This window comes from Uliginosibacterium sp. 31-12, from assembly GCF_030548425.1.
In the GTDB taxonomy this organism is placed as follows: Bacteria; Pseudomonadota; Gammaproteobacteria; order Burkholderiales; family Rhodocyclaceae; genus Uliginosibacterium; species Uliginosibacterium aquaticum.
In genome coordinates, this window is record NZ_JAUOOA010000013.1 from 1 (window position 1) to 17,793 (window position 17,793).

19 protein-coding genes and 3 tRNA genes are annotated in these 17,793 nt (G+C 60.2%); 2 read left to right on the plus strand and 20 right to left on the minus strand.

The annotated features are described in order from the left end of the window. Window position 1: 1 nt before the first annotated feature. From Q3Y64_RS18210 to uvrC, 5 genes are all read right to left on the minus strand, one after another. A tRNA-Gly gene (locus Q3Y64_RS18210) sits at window positions 2-77 on the minus strand. Window positions 78-91: 14 nt separating this feature from the next. Further along, window positions 92-165 (minus strand) — tRNA-Cys (locus Q3Y64_RS18215). Window positions 166-264: 99 nt separating this feature from the next. Next, a tRNA-Gly gene (locus Q3Y64_RS18220) sits at window positions 265-340 on the minus strand. Window positions 341-391: 51 nt separating this feature from the next. Beyond that, window positions 392-958 carry a CDP-diacylglycerol--glycerol-3-phosphate 3-phosphatidyltransferase gene (gene pgsA, locus Q3Y64_RS18225; RefSeq protein ID WP_170022971.1) on the minus strand — a complete coding sequence of 189 codons (567 nt, stop codon included), beginning with the start codon at window positions 956-958 and terminating at the stop codon, window positions 392-394. A gap of 10 nt (window positions 959-968) precedes the next feature. Next, the gene (gene uvrC / locus Q3Y64_RS18230; RefSeq protein ID WP_256376433.1) at window positions 969-2,768 is read right to left on the minus strand and encodes an excinuclease ABC subunit UvrC; all 1,800 of its coding nucleotides are present in this window, start codon (window positions 2,766-2,768) and stop codon (window positions 969-971) included. A 216-nt stretch (window positions 2,769-2,984) separates the two neighbouring features. Here uvrC and Q3Y64_RS18235 point away from each other — a divergent pair, with 216 nt between their 5' ends. Further along, the gene (locus Q3Y64_RS18235; protein WP_303564101.1) at window positions 2,985-4,052 is read left to right on the plus strand and encodes a CAP domain-containing protein; all 1,068 of its coding nucleotides are present in this window, start codon (window positions 2,985-2,987) and stop codon (window positions 4,050-4,052) included. A 2-nt stretch (window positions 4,053-4,054) separates the two neighbouring features. On the opposite strand, the gene nagZ is transcribed toward Q3Y64_RS18235, so the two are convergent. From nagZ to rpoE, 14 genes are all read right to left on the minus strand, one after another. Then, a complete protein-coding gene (gene nagZ, locus Q3Y64_RS18240; protein WP_303564103.1) occupies window positions 4,055-5,095 on the minus strand; it encodes a beta-N-acetylhexosaminidase in 1,041 nt (346 codons plus the stop codon). Continuing rightward, a complete protein-coding gene (gene acpS, locus Q3Y64_RS18245) occupies window positions 5,092-5,472 on the minus strand; it encodes a holo-ACP synthase (protein WP_101944058.1) in 381 nt (126 codons plus the stop codon). Before acpS ends, nagZ begins: the two co-directional genes overlap by 4 nt. A gap of 7 nt (window positions 5,473-5,479) precedes the next feature. After that, the gene (locus Q3Y64_RS18250) at window positions 5,480-6,232 is read right to left on the minus strand and encodes a pyridoxine 5'-phosphate synthase (RefSeq protein WP_101944060.1); all 753 of its coding nucleotides are present in this window, start codon (window positions 6,230-6,232) and stop codon (window positions 5,480-5,482) included. A 25-nt stretch (window positions 6,233-6,257) separates the two neighbouring features. Further along, on the minus strand, window positions 6,258-6,977 hold the full coding sequence (gene recO, locus Q3Y64_RS18255; RefSeq protein ID WP_303564107.1) for a DNA repair protein RecO: 720 nt from the start codon (window positions 6,975-6,977) through the stop codon (window positions 6,258-6,260). Window positions 6,978-6,992: 15 nt separating this feature from the next. Then, on the minus strand, window positions 6,993-7,883 hold the full coding sequence (gene era, locus Q3Y64_RS18260; RefSeq protein WP_101944063.1) for a GTPase Era: 891 nt from the start codon (window positions 7,881-7,883) through the stop codon (window positions 6,993-6,995). Then, window positions 7,880-8,563, minus strand: a complete 684-nt coding sequence (gene rnc / locus Q3Y64_RS18265) for a ribonuclease III (protein ID WP_254048284.1) — start codon at window positions 8,561-8,563, stop codon at window positions 7,880-7,882. The genes era and rnc overlap by 4 nt, the downstream gene beginning before the upstream one ends. Then, window positions 8,560-8,910, minus strand: a complete 351-nt coding sequence (locus Q3Y64_RS18270) for a DUF4845 domain-containing protein (RefSeq protein WP_101944065.1) — start codon at window positions 8,908-8,910, stop codon at window positions 8,560-8,562. The genes rnc and Q3Y64_RS18270 overlap by 4 nt, the downstream gene beginning before the upstream one ends. A gap of 18 nt (window positions 8,911-8,928) precedes the next feature. Continuing rightward, window positions 8,929-9,747: a signal peptidase I gene (gene lepB / locus Q3Y64_RS18275; protein WP_303564113.1), complete on the minus strand. Its 819-nt coding sequence runs from the start codon at window positions 9,745-9,747 to the stop codon at window positions 8,929-8,931. Between the two features lie 20 nt (window positions 9,748-9,767). Further along, window positions 9,768-11,561, minus strand: a complete 1,794-nt coding sequence (gene lepA, locus Q3Y64_RS18280; protein WP_170022962.1) for a translation elongation factor 4 — start codon at window positions 11,559-11,561, stop codon at window positions 9,768-9,770. 103 nt (window positions 11,562-11,664) lie between these two features. After that, the gene (locus Q3Y64_RS18285; RefSeq protein WP_101944071.1) at window positions 11,665-13,065 is read right to left on the minus strand and encodes a Do family serine endopeptidase; all 1,401 of its coding nucleotides are present in this window, start codon (window positions 13,063-13,065) and stop codon (window positions 11,665-11,667) included. Then, window positions 13,062-13,478, minus strand: coding sequence for a SoxR reducing system RseC family protein (locus Q3Y64_RS18290; protein ID WP_101944072.1), 417 nt, complete (start codon window positions 13,476-13,478; stop codon window positions 13,062-13,064). The genes Q3Y64_RS18285 and Q3Y64_RS18290 overlap by 4 nt, the downstream gene beginning before the upstream one ends. An 18-nt stretch (window positions 13,479-13,496) precedes the next feature. Next, window positions 13,497-14,447, minus strand: a complete 951-nt coding sequence (locus Q3Y64_RS18295; RefSeq protein WP_303564123.1) for a MucB/RseB C-terminal domain-containing protein — start codon at window positions 14,445-14,447, stop codon at window positions 13,497-13,499. Beyond that, a complete protein-coding gene (locus tag Q3Y64_RS18300) occupies window positions 14,444-14,956 on the minus strand; it encodes a sigma-E factor negative regulatory protein (protein ID WP_303564256.1) in 513 nt (170 codons plus the stop codon). The genes Q3Y64_RS18295 and Q3Y64_RS18300 overlap by 4 nt, the downstream gene beginning before the upstream one ends. Window positions 14,957-14,958: 2 nt before the next feature. Beyond that, window positions 14,959-15,558, minus strand: coding sequence for an RNA polymerase sigma factor RpoE (gene rpoE / locus Q3Y64_RS18305; protein WP_101944077.1), 600 nt, complete (start codon window positions 15,556-15,558; stop codon window positions 14,959-14,961). Between the two features lie 184 nt (window positions 15,559-15,742). On the opposite strand from rpoE, the gene nadB reads away from it, so the two are divergent. Beyond that, window positions 15,743-17,356: an L-aspartate oxidase gene (gene nadB / locus Q3Y64_RS18310; protein WP_303564127.1), complete on the plus strand. Its 1,614-nt coding sequence runs from the start codon at window positions 15,743-15,745 to the stop codon at window positions 17,354-17,356. Here the strand turns inward: nadB and Q3Y64_RS18315 are convergent. After that, window positions 17,344-17,769 (minus strand): protein YgfX, encoded by a 426-nt coding sequence (locus Q3Y64_RS18315; RefSeq protein ID WP_303564129.1) that lies wholly within the window; start codon window positions 17,767-17,769, stop codon window positions 17,344-17,346. The genes nadB and Q3Y64_RS18315 overlap by 13 nt on opposite strands. Window positions 17,770-17,793: the final 24 nt, after the last annotated feature.

The window sequence follows — 17,793 nt, forward strand, 5'->3', positions numbered from 1 at the left end:
TTGGAGCGGGAAAAGAGTCTCGAACTCTCGACCTCAACCTTGGCAAGGTTGCGCTCTACCAACTGAGCTATTCCCGCAAAACTTTTAAACTTGGAGGCGCGAGCCGGAGTCGAACCGACCTACACGGATTTGCAATCCGGTGCATAACCGCTTTGCTATCGCGCCGTTAATTCGACACCAATTCGGCTTGCGCCACGTTCCGTTTTTAACCGGAACTTTCATCCAACCAAAAGGAAAAGCTTGCTTCTGCTTCCCCAAAAATTTTGGAGCGGGAAAAGAGTCTCGAACTCTCGACCTCAACCTTGGCAAGGTTGCGCTCTACCAACTGAGCTATTCCCGCGTCACGAGCCATGCATTATAGGGGCTAAAAAAAAGATGTCAACACTTACTCTCACTTTTCGTTGAGAACCTGCATCGCACGACGCATGTAATACACCATGGACCACAAAGTCAGTACGACCGCCACGACCATCAGCACCGAACCCATGCGGCGAATCGGCAACCCCAGCAGGTCGTCGTAATAGAGCAGCATCGGAATAGCGATCATCTGTGCGGCCGTTTTAAGCTTGCCGATGAAGGACACTGCAACGCTCTTGGTCTTGCCCAGCTGTGCCATCCATTCGCGCAGGGCAGAGATGGTCAATTCACGACCGACGATGATGAAAGCCAGCACTGCATTGCAACGATCCAGCCACACCAGCAAAACAAGGGCGGCACACACCATCAGCTTGTCTGCCACTGGATCCAGGAAGGCGCCGAAGGCGGAAGTCAGCCCCAACTTGCGCGCCAGCCAACCGTCAAACCAGTCAGTCACGGCGGCCACCACGAACAGGGCACAGGCAAGCATGTTCTGATGATGCTGTGACAGCACGTCCTGCGGCAGGTAATACACCGCCAATACCAGCGGGATCATGAGGATGCGCGCCCAGGTGAGCGCGTTAGGAATATTGAAGTTCATGCCGGGGCTGTCAATGCAGCGCGTTATAAATTTGCTCGGCCATTTTACGATTGATCCCCTCTACGCGGCATAAATCTTCCACCGTAGCTTCGCGCACCCCAGCCAGCCCGCCAAAAGTCTCGATCAATTTCTTGCGCCGTGTAGGCCCAACACCAGGAATATCCTCAAGCTGAGAAGTGAGGCGAGTCTTGCTGCGCTTGGCACGCATGCCTGTGATGGCAAAGCGGTGGGCTTCATCACGTACGATCTGGATCAGATGCAGCGCCGGATGCTCGCCGCCCAGCGCGAGGCCTGGGCGGCCGTCCGGATAAATAAGTTGCTCCAGGCCTGCCTTGCGTTCCTCACCCTTGGCAACTCCGACCATGGCAATGCTGGTCAGACCCAGCTCGGTGAGCACCTCCCAAGCGACACCGACCTGCCCCTTGCCTCCATCGATCAGGATCAGGTCGGGACGTACGCCCTCCCCCGCCGCCACTTTCTCGTAGCGTCGGGTGAGCGCCTGGCGCATTGCGGCATAGTCATCGCCGGGCGTGATGCCACTGATGTTGAAGCGACGGTATTCGGACTTCTTCATGCCTGCACCTTCCCACACAACACAGGAGGCCTGGGTAGCCTCACCCTGAGTATGCGAGATATCAAAACACTCGATGCGCTGTGGGCGCTCGGATAGCTCGAGGGCCGCCTGCAAGGCATCAAGCTGAGCCTCGGCGCGACCGGTTTCACGCAAGCGCGTCTCGATGGCAAGCCTGGCATTGGTAAGCGCCATTTCGGCCCATGCCTTTTCAGCCTGGAAGCGGGCAGTCGCTACAATCGGCGGTCGCTCGAGCACGTCTTCCAGCAATGCGCGGATCGCCTCTACATCTGCACCCTCGATCACCAGCTTGGTCGGTGCCGGATGCAAGCGGTAGTGCTGCTCAACGTAGGCCAGCAAGGCATCCGCTACGCCCAGCCCTTCACTGGCACTGGGGAATTGGGCCCGATCTCCCAGATGGCGGCCGCCCCGCACCATCGCAAGGTTTACACAAACCTGCCCTCCTGCGGCCTCCGCGACGAGGATGTCGACGTCCTCGTCCTTGCCTGAATCGACGAACTGCTTGTGCAACACAGTTTGCAATGCCCGGATCTGATCGCGGAAGACTGCCGCCTGCTCGAAGGCAAATGCGTCAGAGGCCGCCTGCATGCGTGCAGTCAGGCTATCAATGACATCTGAGTGGCGACCTTCAAGAAAGAGGGTCGCTAGCTTCACGTCGCGCGCGTAACTCTCTGCATCGATCACGCCCACGCAGGGCGCCGAACAGCGTTTGATCTGGTGCAGCAAGCAAGGACGAGAGCGATTGTTGAAAACACTGTTTTCGCAAGTCCGCAGCAAGAACAGGCGCTGCAGCAACTGGATGCTCTCGCGTGCCGCCCAGCTTGAGGGAAAAGGGCCGAAGTAGCGCACACCCTTCTCGAAAGCGCCACGGTAATAAGCCAGGCGCGGTGAGGCGTCGCCGGTGATCGCAATATAGGGGTAGCTTTTGTCGTCGCGGAAAAGAATGTTGTAGCGCGGCTTGAGCGATTTGATGAGGTTGTTTTCGAGGATCAGCGCCTCGGCCTCGGAACGCACGGCTGTGGTATCCACGCGCACGATCTGCGCCACCATCAGAGCAATGCGCGGGCTCGGATGGTTCTTCTGAAAGTAGTTCGAAACGCGGCGCTTGAGATTCTTGGCCTTGCCGACGTAGAGCACTTCCTCATCAACGCCGATCATGCGGTAGACGCCAGGCGCCTCGGTCAGCGAACGCAGGAAGGGTTTGTAATCGAAACTCACGGCGGTTTCTCGCAAGGGGCGGGTCAGGCCCGGATACTACCGCAGGGCAGGCGGGCTGGCCTCTCAAGCCTCCTCCCCAAGACAGAGCGCGCTACGAGCCAAGCAATTTCCGGCCGGCGGCACGGCACCGACCTGCGGGGCGGGCAAGCTCTGCCAGGCCGGTTAGGCTTGTGCCTAATCCGCGCAGCCCGAGCTGCGCCATTATCCGGAGTTCCCATGCATCGCCCTACCCGCCCGCCTTATACCTTGCTTCCCTGTGTGCTTTTCGTCCTGTCACTAGGGGCTTGCGGCGGAGGGGGCGGGGGAGACAGCAGTACGACATCAGGCCAAACGGGTAGCGGCACAAGCAGCGCAGCAAGCGCCTCACAGACAAGCAGTGCCCGCTCGGCCAGCAGCACCAGCAGCTCGGGCAATGCCAATAGCTCCAGTGCGGGTTCTAGCAGCTCAAGCAGCGGCCTTTACCAGAGTGCTCCGCTGGTTTCGAGCTGCATCGCCGGTCAGCTGCAGGCTAGCGAAAAGAATTCGGTGCTGACCCGGCTGAACGAGATTCGAGCCCGCCACGGCTTACCCGCCGTGAGCTATGACAGCAGCGGTGACGCCGCGGCAGCGGCTGCAGCGCTCTACATGGTAGCCAACGAGACCCTCACCCATACCCCTTCAAGCAGCGGCAAGTGCTACAGCGAAGACGCTTACCGTCTCGCGAACACCAGTAATCTCTATACCAGTTGGGGATACAGCACGGTCACCACCCCCAGCGCAGACGCCATGGTGAGCTATCTGATCGATAGCGGCGTGAGCAGCCTGGGCCATCGCCGATGGTTGCTCTACCCCTTCTTCGCAGCCACCAGCTTCGGCCGCGTAGATTCCGCCCCCGCCGGAGGGACAGGGCGCATGGCCTCGGCGCTGCGTACCATCGGCGGGGAAGCCAGCAGTGTCAGCATGAGCAATGACTTCGTGGCCTATCCTTATGGCAGCTATCCAGCGAGCGAGTTTTCGACCAGCTGGTTTCTGTCCTTCTCGGCGATCGCCAGCAAGACCAACCGCGCCAATAACGGCGGCAGCCAAGTGAGTTTTGCTGGCGCCACAATCACGGTTACGGACGGCAACGGCCAATCACTCGGCATTACCGAGCAATCCGCCAACTACGAAGGATATGGTCTGCCCAATCACCTGCAATGGAAGGTGGTGGGGCTCGCCAATGGCGGCAGTTACACGGTCAGGATTGCCGGCGTCAACGTAAACGGGACGAGCCGCGACTACCAGTACGCCTTCCAGTTGCGGTGATGTCAGACCAATGCTTGCACCGATGTCCAGGCATCGGTAAAGCGCTTGTCGATCGACAATACTTCGACGGCCGGGTAGTGAGCGGGTTGCAAAGCCGCAATGCGCTCGGCGGACTCGGCACGCAAGTTCGGCTGCCAGCGCACCAGCAGATCGGCGGTAAGCTCCGGGCGGTTGCACACCAGCACCATGTCGCAGCCAGCGGCATGCGCAGCGTCAGCCCGCGAGACAATATCGCCAGCAAGCGTCGCGCCCTCCATCGTGAGGTCGTCTGAAAACACCACGCCCTGAAAACCGACACGCTGCCGCAATACATCCCGCAACCAGAAGGGCGAAAAGCCCGCCGGCTGCGGATCGATTCGCTCATAGACGACATGTGCCGGCATCACACCCGAGAGCACCTGCCTGAGTTCGCTGCGATAAGGCACGATATCGTCGGCCCAGATCGCATCGAACTCCCGCTTGTCGACGGGCATTGCGACGTGCGAGTCGGCTTCGGCAAAACCATGGCCTGGGAAATGTTTGCCGACACACCCCATCCCCGCTTCACGCATGCCCACCGCCAGCGCGTGGGCCAGCATCGCCGTGATCTGCGGATCACGATGAAACGCTCGATCTCCCACCACCGCACTGTGTCCATAATCCAGATCCAGCACTGGCGCGAAGGAAAGATCGATGCCATAGGCGAGCAGTTCGGCTGCCAACACATAGCCCACATCCTGCGCAGAGAGTAAGGCATCGCGCGGCGAGCGCGCATACAACTCCCCCAGTTTGCGCATCGCCGGCAAGCGGGTAAAGCCTTGGCGGAAGCGCTGCACGCGTCCGCCCTCATGATCCACGGCAATGATCAGGGCCGGGCTGCGCAAGGCATGGATCTCTGCACACAAGGTGGCGAGCTGGTCAGGATTCTCGAAGTTGCGTGAGAACAGGATCACGCCGCCAACCAGGGGGTGGGACAGTATTACGCGCTCTGCGTCGCTGAGGGCCGAACCGGCCACATCACACATCACTGGACCGAGGGGCTGCTGCAGGGGCTTGAGACTCATGTTCGGATTTCCAGAAGCGCAAAGGCGACTACGGTATCGCGCTCGTCGCTGATCGAAAGATGGGCAGAGAGCTTCAGCGCCGCAAGATGCGCGGCCAGCGCCTCGCCGAAGAGATAGTGCGGCTTGCCGAGTTCATCATGCCCCACACCGATGGCACTCAATGTCGCAGGCGGGCGCAACCCCGTCCCCAAAGCCTTGGCCAGCGCCTCCTTGGCAGCGAAGCGCTTGGCCAGGAAACGCTCAGGCTCGCGTGCCAGAGCAAAATCTTCCAGCTCGTCCGGGTGCAGCAAGCGCTGCGCAAACCGCTCGCCATGGCGAGCCAAGGATTCGCGCATGCGGGCGATGGTGACGATATCCGTACCGATGCCGTAAATCACGCGAGCCTCAGCGCCGGGTATCCGCTTCGCGCATCAGACGCTTCATCTCGGCAACCGCCTCACGCAAGCCGACAAACACTGCGCGGCTGACGATGGCATGACCGATATGCAATTCGCGCACTTCCGGCAACGCTGCAACGGGCTGCACATTGAAGTAGTTCAGCGCATGGCCAGCATTGAAGCGCATTCCCAGATCAACGATAGCGCGACCCGCCGCACGAATTTTGTCGAGCTCGGCCAGCACTGCCGGACTCTGTGCATCACGGCCCTTGTGGTGAAAAGCAGCGGCGTAGGGGCCAGTGTGAATTTCGCAGACCCGCGCACCGATACGCGCGGCCGCTTCGACCTGTGCCAGATCGGGGTCAATGAACACACTGGTCATGATGCCAGCATCAGCAAGGCGGGCGATGGCGTCTTTCAGCTCAGCTTCTTGTGCCACGATATCCAGCCCGCCTTCAGTCGTAACCTCCTGCCGCCCCTCGGGCACCAGCATGGCCATCTCGGGCTTGATCTGGCAGGCGATGCCGACCATCTCGTCAGTCGCGGCCATCTCCAGATTGAGCTTGATATGGGTCAGCTCGCGCAGGCGCCGCACATCGTGATCCTGAATATGCCGGCGGTCTTCACGAAGATGCACGGTGATGCCATCCGCGCCACCGAGATGCGCCTCGACAGCAGCCCAGACCGGGTCCGGCTCATAAGTGCGGCGAGCCTGGCGGATGGTGGCGACGTGGTCGATATTGACGCCGAGTTCGATCATCTTCAGTTTCCTCAGTGCTACGTGTTCAGAGCGCCTGCAGTTCCATCAGGATACGGCGCGATTCGAGTGCCTGTCCGCCCAGATGGTACTGGATCAAGCGGCGCATGAGTCCCTTGGCATGGCTCAAGGTTTCCGGTGAGGAGAAATCCCCCGTAGCCATCGCCAGCAAGGCTCGCCCAGGCAGCAAGGGCAGGTCTCCCTGTTTCGCATCAGCCTCAACCGGGCCACGCTCGGTCAGAAAGATGTATTCGACATGTTCGCGCAGCGCCTCACCGCTTTCGACATCGTGATCCAGCGTCGGCGCGTAACCCACTTCGCGCAACAGATTCAGTTCGAAACTTCGCAAAAGGGGCTCATGCGCTTCACCGCCAGCTAGGCGCGCCAAGGCTTCGGCATAGGCGTCGAAAAGCTCTGGGTGGGGGTCCTCACGCGCCAGCAACCGAAGCATGAGTTCATTGAGGTAGTAGCCGCAAAGCAAGCCGATGCCGCCCAGCAAGGCTTGACCACCCTGCCAGCTGGCGCTGTGAAGGGTCTTCACCTCACCCTTGCCGGACCAGGTGACCTCGAGCGGCTGGAAGGACATCAGCGCCCCTCGCAACATGGAGCCGGGCCGCCGCGCGCCCTTGGCCACCATCGGCACGCGACCATGCTCACGCGAGAACATCTCGACAATCAGGCTGGTCTCGCGCCAGGGATAGCTATGCAGGAGAAACGCAGTCTCGTGATCAACCCGGGCGCGGCTCATCGCACTGCAATCGGCTTAGTCGTAACCCAGCGACTTGAGCGCGCGCTCATCATCCGCCCAGCCACTCTTCACCTTGACCCAGGTTTCGAGATAGACCTTGCTGTCGAAGAGCTTTTCGAGCTCGACGCGCGCCTCGGACGAAATGCGCTTAAGGCGCTCCCCGCCCTTGCCGATCACGATGCCCTTGTGCCCGGCCTTGTCCACGATGATCGCAGCGAAGATGCGGCGCAGATTGCCCTCGACTTCGTACTTCTCGATCTCGACGGTCATACCATAAGGCAACTCTTCGCCGAGCAGGCGGAACAGCTTCTCACGCAGGAACTCTGCGGCAAGGAAACGCTCGCTGCGGTCGGTAATGTCGTCCTCGCCATACAGCGCTTCACCCTCAGGCAGGTATTTGCCGACGGTCATCAACAGCTCGGGCACGTTGCTGCCACGCTCGGCACTGATCGGCACGATTTCGGCAAACGGAAACTCGGCTGACATCTGCTGCATGAAAGGCAGGAGCTTGCCTTTATCTTCCTCGAGATCAACTTTGTTAATCACCAGCACAACCTTGGCATCCTGCGGCAACAGCTTCATGACCTTGCGGTCATCCGGCCCAAAACGACCAGACTCGATCAGGAACATCACCACATCCACCTCATTCAGCACCTGGCTGACCGTGCGATTCATGGTGGCGTTCAGTGCATTCTGATGATGGGTCTGGAAGCCGGGCGTATCAACGAAGATGAACTGCTGCACGCCCTCGGTCAGCACGCCGGTGATACGGTGACGCGTAGTCTGCGCCTTACGCGACACGATACTGATCTTCTGACCAACCAAACGGTTCAGAAGCGTGGATTTGCCAACATTGGGACGCCCGACGATGGCGACAAGACCGGTATGGGTGACTGCTTGATTCATTGTTTTTCCAGTTCCTGCAAGGCTGCACGGGCCGCCTGCTGTTCGGCGATGCGCCGGCTGCTGCCGATACCCTGAGTCAGCAAGCCCAAAGGCTCCACCACGCAGGAAATTTCAAATTCACGGGCATGCGCAAGGCCGCGCTCGGCCACCAACTCGTAGCGTGGCAAGCCCAGGCGACGAGCCTGCAGAATTTCCTGTAACGCTGTCTTGGGGTCTTTCAAGGACTTGGCTGGATCCAGCGCTACCAGCTTGTTTGCGTACAGTCGCTCGATCACGCCTTTGACCGCCTCGAAGCCACCATCAAGATAGACTGCTCCAAAGACAGCTTCCAGCGCATCCGCAAGAATCGATGGGCGCTGACGACCACCACTTTTGTGCTCGCCCTCTCCCAACAAGAGGCTGTCGCCCAGATTCAGATCCAGTGCGATCTCATGCAAGGCATCCTGCTTGACGAACTGCGCGCGCAAGCGCGACAGCTCGCCTTCACGCAAGGCCGGAAAACGCTCAAAGAGCAGCATCGAGACCACCATGTCCACAATACTGTCGCCGAGAAATTCGAGGCGCTCGTTATTGTCCGCCGCGTAGCTCGAATGCGTCAGCGCCTGCCGCAACAGCGCCGGCTGGCGGAATGCATGCCCTAGTGCCTGAATCAGGGCCTCACGCAAACTGAAATCGCTCAATTCGAGGAAACATCAAAGTCCAGATAGAGGCCAACATTAGCCACCAGCGGAACTTCACGACGGTAAGAAACCTGCAAGCTGACCTTGCCGTTGTTTTTATCCACAACGACAGTTTGAGGATCGACAGAACGAATGGCGTCCACTTCTGTAAACCGAGCGAACGCTGTACGAAAGTTGCTCGGAGGAGCCGCCGGATCAACGGTTGCAACCACTTTGTTAAAGGCTTTCTGAACTGCAAAGTACTCACTGAAAACTGGCACCAACTTCAAGCCAACGACTAGGCAAGCTGCAATCAAAGTGCCGACGATAGCCAAGGAAATCAGGGTCATGCCTTGCTGTTTTTTCATTTCACACCCTCCCGCAGATCAGTGAAAACTGCCTACCCGGCCAAAATCCACGCCCGAAGGCGGCAGGATCTGGTCGGCATGGAACCAGATGAAGAAAGCGCGGCCAACAATATTGGCATCCGGTACAAAGCCCCACACGCGTGAATCGGCGCTCTGGTCACGATTATCGCCCATCACGAAGTAATGACCCGCCGGTACCCTGCAACTCACGCCCTGACGAGAGTGGGTGCAGTTCGCGGAATATTCATGCGGCACGAGCAACTGCTCAGGCACAAAGGGTTGAGCATCCCGGTTATTGAGCAGCATATGCTTGTTGCCGAGCACATCCTCCTCGAACTTCTGGAATACATCGAAGCTGCGCGGAATCAGGTAATCGCCTTGCGGTAGCACCGGCAAAGCTTGACCATTGATGGTGAGGCGCTTGTCTATGTATTCCACACGATCCCCCGGCAGTCCGATGACGCGCTTGATGTAGTCCTGACGCATGTCATGCGGGTAGCGAAAGACCATCACGTCACCCCGCTGAGGCTCACCGACCGCGATGATTTTCTTGTTCAGCACGGGCAACCGCACACCATAGGCGTACTTATTGACCAGGATGAAATCGCCCACCTGCAAGGTCGGAATCATCGAGCCTGAGGGAATGCGAAAAGGCTCGATCCAGAAGGAGCGCAGCATGAAGATCGGCAGGATCACCGGAAAGAAGCTGGCTCCGTACTCGACCCACCAAGGATCGGGCGATCCCTTGGGGCGTTGCTTGCGGGCCCTGAACACGTCGTAGCACCACAGGATGCCGGAGACGATGCTCAGGACAAAAAGAATGAGGGCGAAATCCACAGATACCTCGTTTCGGTTGACTAGCCTTCGTCGGTCCGCAGCACGGCGAGAAACGCCTCCTGCGGAATCTCGACGTTCCCCACCATCTTCATGCGCTTTTTGCCTTCTTTCTGCTTTTCGAGCAGCTTTTTCTTGCGTGTAATGTCGCCACCGTAACACTTGGCAAGTACGTTCTTGCGCATGGCCTTGATGGTTTCACGGGCCAAAATGTTCGAGCCGATCGCAGCCTGCACCGGCACGTCGAACATCTGGCGCGGGATCAGGCCGCGCAGGCGCGTCACCAGATCACGGCCACGATAGGTTGCGTTGGCACGGTGCACGATTACCGACAGGGCGTCGACCTTCTCGCTGGACACCAGCACGTCGAGTTTCACCACATCGGCCGCACGATACTCCTTGAAGTCGTAGTCGAGCGAGGCATAACCACGCGACACAGACTTGAGCTTGTCGAAGAAATCCATCACCACTTCAGCCATCGGCATGTCATACACCAGTTTCACCTGGCGGCCGTGGTAGTGCATGTCGACCTGGCTACCACGCTTCTGGTTGCACAGGGTCATTACAGGACCGAGATAGTCCTGCGGCACGAAGATGGTGGCGGTAATGATCGGTTCGCGCACTTCCTGCATCTTGTTCGACTCGGGCAGCTTGGCCGGATTCTCGACCTTGATCACCGAGTTGTCGTTCATCAGCACCTCATACACAACGGTCGGTGCGGTGGTGATCAAATCCATGTCGAACTCGCGTTCCAGGCGCTCCTGCACGATCTCCATGTGCAACAGGCCCAAGAAACCGCAACGAAAACCGAAACCCAGTGCCTGCGAAACTTCCGGCTCGTACTGCAGCGAGGCGTCGTTGAGCTTGAGCTTCTCCAGCGAATCGCGCAGCTGATCATATTCACTGGACTCCACCGGATACAGCCCGGCGAACACCTGCGGCTTGATTTCCTTGAAGCCCTCCAGCGGCTCGGCCGCCGGGCGGTTCACGACCGTAATCGTATCGCCCACTTTGGCCGACTTGAGTTCCTTGATCCCAGCGATCACGAAGCCCACCTCCCCTGCGCGCAAGGCCTCCCGCGACAAGGACTTGGGGCTGAACACACCAACTTGCTCGCACAGATGCTGCGCGCCTGTGCTCATGAACAAGAGCTTGTCCTTGGGCCGCATCTCACCATCGACCACACGCACCAGCATCACCACGCCGACGTAGTTGTCGAACCATGAATCGATGATCAGCGCCTTCAGCGGGCCATCCGGATTACCGCGCGGCGGCGGCACCTTGGCCACCACCATTTCGAGGATATCTTCCACGCCCATGCCAGTCTTGGCCGAACAAGGAATCGCCTCGGTCGCATCGATGCCGATCACATCCTCGACTTCCTGCCGCGCGCCATCCGGATTGGCCGAAGGCAGATCCATCTTGTTGAGCACTGGCAACACCTCTACGCCCAATTCGATGGCGGTGTAGCAGTTGGCCACCGTCTGCGCCTCCACCCCCTGGGTGGCATCCACCACTAGCAGCGCGCCTTCACAGGCGGACAGGGAGCGACTCACTTCATAGGAAAAGTCCACATGCCCCGGCGTGTCGATCAGGTTCAGGTTATAAACCTGCCCATCACGTGCCTTGTACTGAAGTGACGCGGTCTGCGCCTTGATCGTGATACCGCGCTCGCGCTCCAGATCCATCGAGTCCAGCACCTGTGCTTCCATCTCGCGATCGGAGAGACCGCCACAGGTTTGAATGAGGCGATCCGCCAGCGTTGATTTGCCGTGGTCGATGTGAGCGATGATCGAGAAATTGCGGATGTGCTGCATGCCGTTTCGAAACAGGTGTGGATGACGCAAAAGAGGGTGCCTCGGCACCCTCAGCAAAATATTGAAAAAGCAGGCGATTATAGCCGATGCGGGGTGCGCCTTCCTACCGTGCCGGCAGCTTCATGCCGACATAGCTGCGGCTCTCGCCGCGCAACACCAACAGGGTCAGGGCAGAGCCCCGCGGCAGTCCTTGCAACAGGCGATTGAAATGATCTGCTGACTTGAGTGATTGCTGCTGACCGCCCGTCGTCACAGCCAGCACCACATCGCCTGGCCTCAGCTCGGCACGCGCCGCTGCACCATTTGCCTCCACGATGCTGGCGCCCTGCTCCAGCGCCAGCTCTCGCTTCTGGCTACGGCTCAAGTCCTGCAGCACGAGCCCCAAAGGATTGCTCCCACGAGGCGCAGGCTCAACAATACGCGGCGGGGTATCTTGCTTTTCTTCCGGAAACGCACCTACCACAAGCTGCACACGGCGCATGCGGTTATCGCGCCAGAACTCCAGCTCCACCGTTCTTCCTGGGCGGACCGCCCCCACGATGCGCGGCAATTCATGGGAGTTCTGCACCTCGCGGCCATCACAACGCAGGATCACGTCCCCGCTGCGCAAACCGGCCTGCGCTGCAGGCCCGTCCGGCTCAACCTGACTCACCAGAGCCCCGGTCGCCGTACGCAAACCAAAACTGCTGGCAATGTCCTGACTCAATTCCTGCACCAGCACGCCGATGCGCCCGCGCTGCACATGGCCACGCTCGCGCAACTGGGCCTGCACATCCATCGCCACATCAATCGGAATCGCGAAGGACACCCCCATAAACCCGCCGGTACGGCTGTAGATCTGAGAGTTGATGCCTACCACTTCGCCTTTCAGATTGAACAGCGGGCCGCCAGAATTTCCCGGGTTGATCGCCACATCGGTCTGAATGAAGGGCACGATGCTGTCATCCGGCAGGCTGCGTCCTTTGGCGCTGACAATCCCCGCCGTCACCGAGCTGTCAAAACCGAAGGGCGAACCGATTGCCAGCACCCAGTCCCCCACACGCAGCCTGGAAGGGTCGCCCAAGCGAGCTTGTGGCAAGCGACTGGCGTCCACCTTGAGCAGGGCGATATCTGTGCGCCGGTCAGTGCCCACCACGCGCGCCGGATACTCGCGCCGATCATTCATGCGGACCAGGATCTCACTAGCCTCTTCCACTACATGCGCATTGGTCAGAATATAGCCCGCGCTGTCGATCACGAAACCGGAACCAACAGCCTGATCATCCTCTTCCGACTCTTCAGGCTCAGACGGCGGAGGCAGCCAGCGCCGCAACCACTCAGGCATCCGACCCGGAGTATCACTACGCAGAGCAGGCGCCTTGACCGACGCTGCCTGGCGGGTTGCACTGATATTCACCACCACCGGAGCCTGACGCTCGACCAGTCCGGCAAACTCCGGCAACTCCCGCGCCTGAATAGACAAGGAAAAACACAGGGCCAGTGCGACCGTGCAGCGCAAGATCAAGACAGCACTCCGGCAATTCTCGGACGTCGGGCATGACTCAGGCCCAGGCAGCGCGCCAAGCCGAACCCCAGTGCGAGCCCGACCAAGCCACCCAACGCACTGCCTACATCTCCCCCTAGCAACAGCATGCCCACAAATGCACCGCCAAGCACACCCGCAAGCGGCAAGCCGTAGCCCAGACCTGCGGCGCGCAGGGCCGACCCCTCTGGCACTTCGATCAACACACGCTGCCCGGGCTGCGCCCCAAGCGGATTGCCAACCCGGTATTCGCTGCAGCGCGCCGCTTCGGCGCCACCACAACCGCCCGGTTCATGGCAGCGCCCGCAGCCGCTGGAGCGCTGCACCTGCACCACGGCATCACGCTCTTCACACCGAACCACAACCCCTTCAGCCTGCACGGCCAACCCTTTCATTTCCACTCGCTCGAGCGTTCATTTACGGCGTTCAACGCCTTCGGCAATCAACTTCAGGGTTTGAGCCGGCACTTCGCCCAATACCGTGACCTGCTGATCGCCCAGCATCCGCCGATAGCTGCCAATCGGTCCCGCTGGCGGGGCCGGATTCTGCGCCCGCCCCTGGACTTGCGGCTCGATGAAAACCGAGACGTTGGCAAAGCCATCTGAAAAAGCCGCATGCACAGCCACCGCATCATCCTTGTGCAGCTTTCGATGCATCAGCGCCACCTGCTTGAAGCCAGCCGGCAACCTGCGAAACAACCAGGGAATATCCTCTGGCCGCACGTCCTCGCCAGCCGCGTTGATCACACGCCAGCCTGTCGTTTTGACGGACTGTGGCTTAAGCTTCTCATGCTCGATATGCGCATCCGGATTCATCTCGGTAAACGCGAACTGCTCAACCACACCAGCCGAGCCCGCGAGCATGCGCGACTTGAGCAGCAAGCCTGTCGCCATGTCGATCCACAACTGGTGGCCATAACGCAACTCATCACGCGGCTCCAGGTACAGAATCTGGGCCTCACGCCCCGCCACCCGACCAGGCTCACCCACCCGCAAGGTATAGACCTCCCCCAAGACAGCCGGGCGCGACACCAGTCGGCCAGGCTGCCTGGCCTGGATGGCGCGGTCCAACACCAGTATCTTGTCGGCAGGCAGGAAGCACTGCACATTTTCATTGTGCCGCAAGATCTCACGCGGCGCGCCATCCAAGGTTTCAAGGCGCTCGTGCTCGCCGGAACCATCCACCAACCGCACAATGCGTGAGGTCTCGGTGCGGCCCTGGGTCTGATATACAAAAACGCCAGTAAAACTCAGATTGCGCGAAGCCTGATTCATGCGCTGCAACCAGCCCAGCGCATCCTCAGCCAGGGCAGGCGTACTCGCGAGAAGGCCGACACACAGAACCAGAGCCAGACGTCGAGTCATCGTGCCAAACCTGCCTGCTCATCGCTCACGGTACGGATGTACTGCGCCACCCCGGCCATCGGCGCCCCGATAGCAGAAGCCTGGTGGGCCATGTAGTAAGCCCGATCGTCGGCCAGCGCCATCTGGGCAGCAGGCGTCTGCACCGGCTGCGGCGCCTGAGCCATCACCGGCGCCTGCACTGGCGACCACAGGCTCAAACCCATCCAGGCCGCCACGGCCAGCCCCGCAACTGCGGCAGCCATCGGCATCCAGCGCATCTCAGCCGTTTGCGGTGCCTTCACATGGCGACGTGGCGCCAGTACGACCGGCTCATTCTCCAGTGCATGCATCACCCTGTCAGTCAGTAGCGAACTAACTGCGGCCTGATCACGCAGCACATCTCCGATCAACCAGTACAACTCGCACTGCTCACGCGACGCACCCGGCCGGATCACCGCCTCCAGCGTCTGCACAGCCTCTCCCGGCGCGGCCTCACCGTCCACCCAAGCGGATAATTGCTCGTTCATCATGCTCACCACCTCTTGTCCGGCGCTACGTCCAGCATCGGTCTCAATCGTTCTGCAATCGCCTCGCGGGCCCTGAAAATGCGTGAGCGGACGGTACCGATCGGGCAATTCATCAAGGTCGCAATTTCCTCGTAACTCAACCCTTCGATCTCGCGCAGCACGATCGCCGTGCGCAAATCCTCAGGTAGCGCATCCATCGCAGCATTCACCGTCTCGCCGATCTGGCGAGTTTGCATCAAACGCTCCGGGGTATCGTTGTCGCGCAACAATTCTCCAGAGTCGTACTGCTCTGCCTCTTCCGCTTCAATATCGGTACTCGTGGGAGCTCGGCGCCCCTGCGAAACCAGATAGTTCTTAGCGGTATTCACGCCGATGCGATACAGCCAAGTGTAGAACGCGCTTTCGCCCCGGAAGTTTGGCAAGGCACGATAAGCCTTGATAAATGCTTCCTGCGCCACATCCTCAACCTCGGCGGGATCACGGATCATGCGTGAAAGCAAGCGGCCGAGCTTGCGCTGATACTTGGAGACAAGCAGGCCAAAAGCCTGCTTGTCTCCACGCTGCACGCGCTCAACCAGTTGCTGATCAATCTCTCTGTCGCTCATCTGCGTTCGGGCAGGGCCCGTTCATGCGGGAATTATCGCGCCCGAGTATAGCCGATGGATTGCGACCCATTGCCGCTGTGACCGGACACTGCACGCAAAGTTCAGTCACATCGCACTTGGCCGGATTGCGCCCTGCCGCTAGCATTACCAGCTTCGCATCGTGCACCCGCACCGGGAGCTCCTCTTGAAACGCTTCGACGTCCTCATTCTTGGCAGCGGTCTTGCTGGCCAATCCTTGGCACTGCGCCTCGCCGACCATCTGCAGGTCGCGCTGGTCAGCAAACGCCACATCGAGGACGGCGCCAGCGCCTGGGCTCAAGGTGGCATCGCAGCGGTCATCGACCCTTCGGATTCCACTGCGGCGCACTACGAAGACACCCAGATCGCCGGCGCCCAGCTTTGCGACCCTGCCGCCACGCACTTCGTCGTCGAGCACGGTGCCGCGGCCATCCAGTGGCTGCGCGAGCAGGGCGTGCCCTTCACGCCAGATTCGGATACCGCCTGGGGCATGCATCTCACCCGCGAAGGTGGTCACAGCCATCGCCGCATCGTGCACGTTGCCGACGCAACCGGTGCGGCAGTGCAGGAAACCCTGATCGACCGGGTCAAACGCCACCCGAACATCCAAATCATGGAAAACCACGTCGCCGTCGACCTGATCGTCGGCCACAAACTGGGGCAACCCGAAGCCGGCTGCCTGGGCGCCTACCTGCTGAATAACGACTCTGGTCACGTTGAAGCTTGCGCCGCCGGACATACCGTGCTGGCAACCGGTGGCGCCGGCAAGGTCTATCTCTACACGACCAACCCAGACACCTCAACTGGTGATGGCATTGCCATGGCCTGGCGTGCAGGCTGCCGCATCAGCAACATGGAGTTCATCCAGTTCCACCCAACCTGCCTGTACCACCCGCAGGCCAAGTCCTTCCTGATCTCTGAAGCCGTCCGCGGTGAAGGCGGTCTACTGCGCCTGCCGGACGGTACGCGCTTCATGCCGAAACATGATCCGCGTGGTGAACTTGCCCCACGTGATGTGGTTGCCCGCGCCATCGACTTCGAAATGAAGAAGCGCGGTATCGACAGCGTCTTTCTCGACATCTCGCACAAGAGTCCAGAATTTTTGCAGGAGCACTTCCCAACCATTTCGGCGCGCTGCCTAGAGCTGGGCATCGACATCAGCAAACAGCCCATCCCGGTCGTACCCGCCGCACACTACACCTGTGGCGGCGTGCAGATTGACCTGCGCGCCCGCACCGACCTGCCCGGCCTCTATGCGATTGGAGAAACCGCCTGCTCAGGTTTGCACGGCGCCAACCGCCTGGCCAGCAATTCATTGCTTGAATGCGTAGTCTTCGGCGAATCGGCTGCGCGAGATATTCTCGCCAACCGACGCAGCGCTCCCAACAGCCTGCCGGCCTGGGATGAAAGCCGCGTCTCGGACGCCGACGAAGAGGTCGTGATCTCCCACAACTGGGACGAGCTGCGCCGCTTCATGTGGGACTACGTCGGCATTGTGCGCACCAACAAGCGTCTCGAACGCGCCCAGCATCGCATCAAATTACTGATGCGGGAAATCGATGACTACTACAGCAACTTCCGCATCGGCAACGATCTGATCGAACTGCGCAATCTGGTCACAACCGCTGACCTGATCGTGCGCAGTGCCCTGCGCCGCAAGGAGTCCCGCGGTCTGCATTTCTCCAAGGACTATCCGCAACTGGCAGCGCAGGCACGACCAACCGTGCTCTCCAATCCACGCTGGCCCAGCGGCCTGAAACGCTGGAGTCAGGAAGGCTGAACGTCTTTCGGGCGCCAGCGCAGATAGCTGCGCAGCGCCCGCCAATCCTCCGCCGCGAGCCCGTCGCGGGTCAGCGCAGCACGCTCGCAACGCCCGCTCTCCAGCTCACGCCACACCAGCACAATCAGCCAGCCCAGATCGCGCGAATCCGCCAGCACGTCGACCTGCAAGCGCAAGTTGCCATCACTCCACCAGCAGGCATCGGCGCCCACCTCCAGAGTGCAAGATGCCAAACGACGCTGACTGCGCAGCTGCCACAGCGCGGACAGCGCCACGCCCAGCGCCACGCCCAAGGCCAGCGTGCGCGGCACCTCAGGCGCCAGCACACACAACAAGGGCAACACATGGGACACGACTGTCGCCACACGCAACAGCAGCGCGCGGCGAAGTGGCAAGAAAAAAGGCGCTGACATCCGTCAAGCGCCTTCTTGCATACA

Excerpts from the sequence above, each read along its gene's own strand:
- pgsA (WP_170022971.1), bottom strand. The coding sequence starts at position 958 with ATGAACTTCAATATTCCTAACGCGCTCACCTGGGCGCGCATCCTCATG.
- Q3Y64_RS18235 (WP_303564101.1), top strand. The coding sequence starts at position 2,985 with ATGCATCGCCCTACCCGCCCGCCTTATACCTTGCTTCCCTGTGTGCTT.
- nagZ (WP_303564103.1), bottom strand. The coding sequence starts at position 5,095 with ATGAGTCTCAAGCCCCTGCAGCAGCCCCTCGGTCCAGTGATGTGTGAT.
- Q3Y64_RS18250 (WP_101944060.1), bottom strand. The coding sequence starts at position 6,232 with ATGATCGAACTCGGCGTCAATATCGACCACGTCGCCACCATCCGCCAG.
- recO (WP_303564107.1), bottom strand. The coding sequence starts at position 6,977 with ATGAGCCGCGCCCGGGTTGATCACGAGACTGCGTTTCTCCTGCATAGC.
- era (WP_101944063.1), bottom strand. The coding sequence starts at position 7,883 with ATGAATCAAGCAGTCACCCATACCGGTCTTGTCGCCATCGTCGGGCGT.
- Q3Y64_RS18270 (WP_101944065.1), bottom strand. The coding sequence starts at position 8,910 with ATGAAAAAACAGCAAGGCATGACCCTGATTTCCTTGGCTATCGTCGGC.
- lepA (WP_170022962.1), bottom strand. The coding sequence starts at position 11,561 with ATGCAGCACATCCGCAATTTCTCGATCATCGCTCACATCGACCACGGC.
- Q3Y64_RS18290 (WP_101944072.1), bottom strand. The coding sequence starts at position 13,478 with ATGAAAGGGTTGGCCGTGCAGGCTGAAGGGGTTGTGGTTCGGTGTGAA.
- Q3Y64_RS18295 (WP_303564123.1), bottom strand. The coding sequence starts at position 14,447 with ATGACTCGACGTCTGGCTCTGGTTCTGTGTGTCGGCCTTCTCGCGAGT.
- Q3Y64_RS18300 (WP_303564256.1), bottom strand. The coding sequence starts at position 14,956 with ATGATGAACGAGCAATTATCCGCTTGGGTGGACGGTGAGGCCGCGCCG.
- rpoE (WP_101944077.1), bottom strand. The coding sequence starts at position 15,558 with ATGAGCGACAGAGAGATTGATCAGCAACTGGTTGAGCGCGTGCAGCGT.
- Q3Y64_RS18315 (WP_303564129.1), bottom strand. The coding sequence starts at position 17,769 with ATGTCAGCGCCTTTTTTCTTGCCACTTCGCCGCGCGCTGCTGTTGCGT.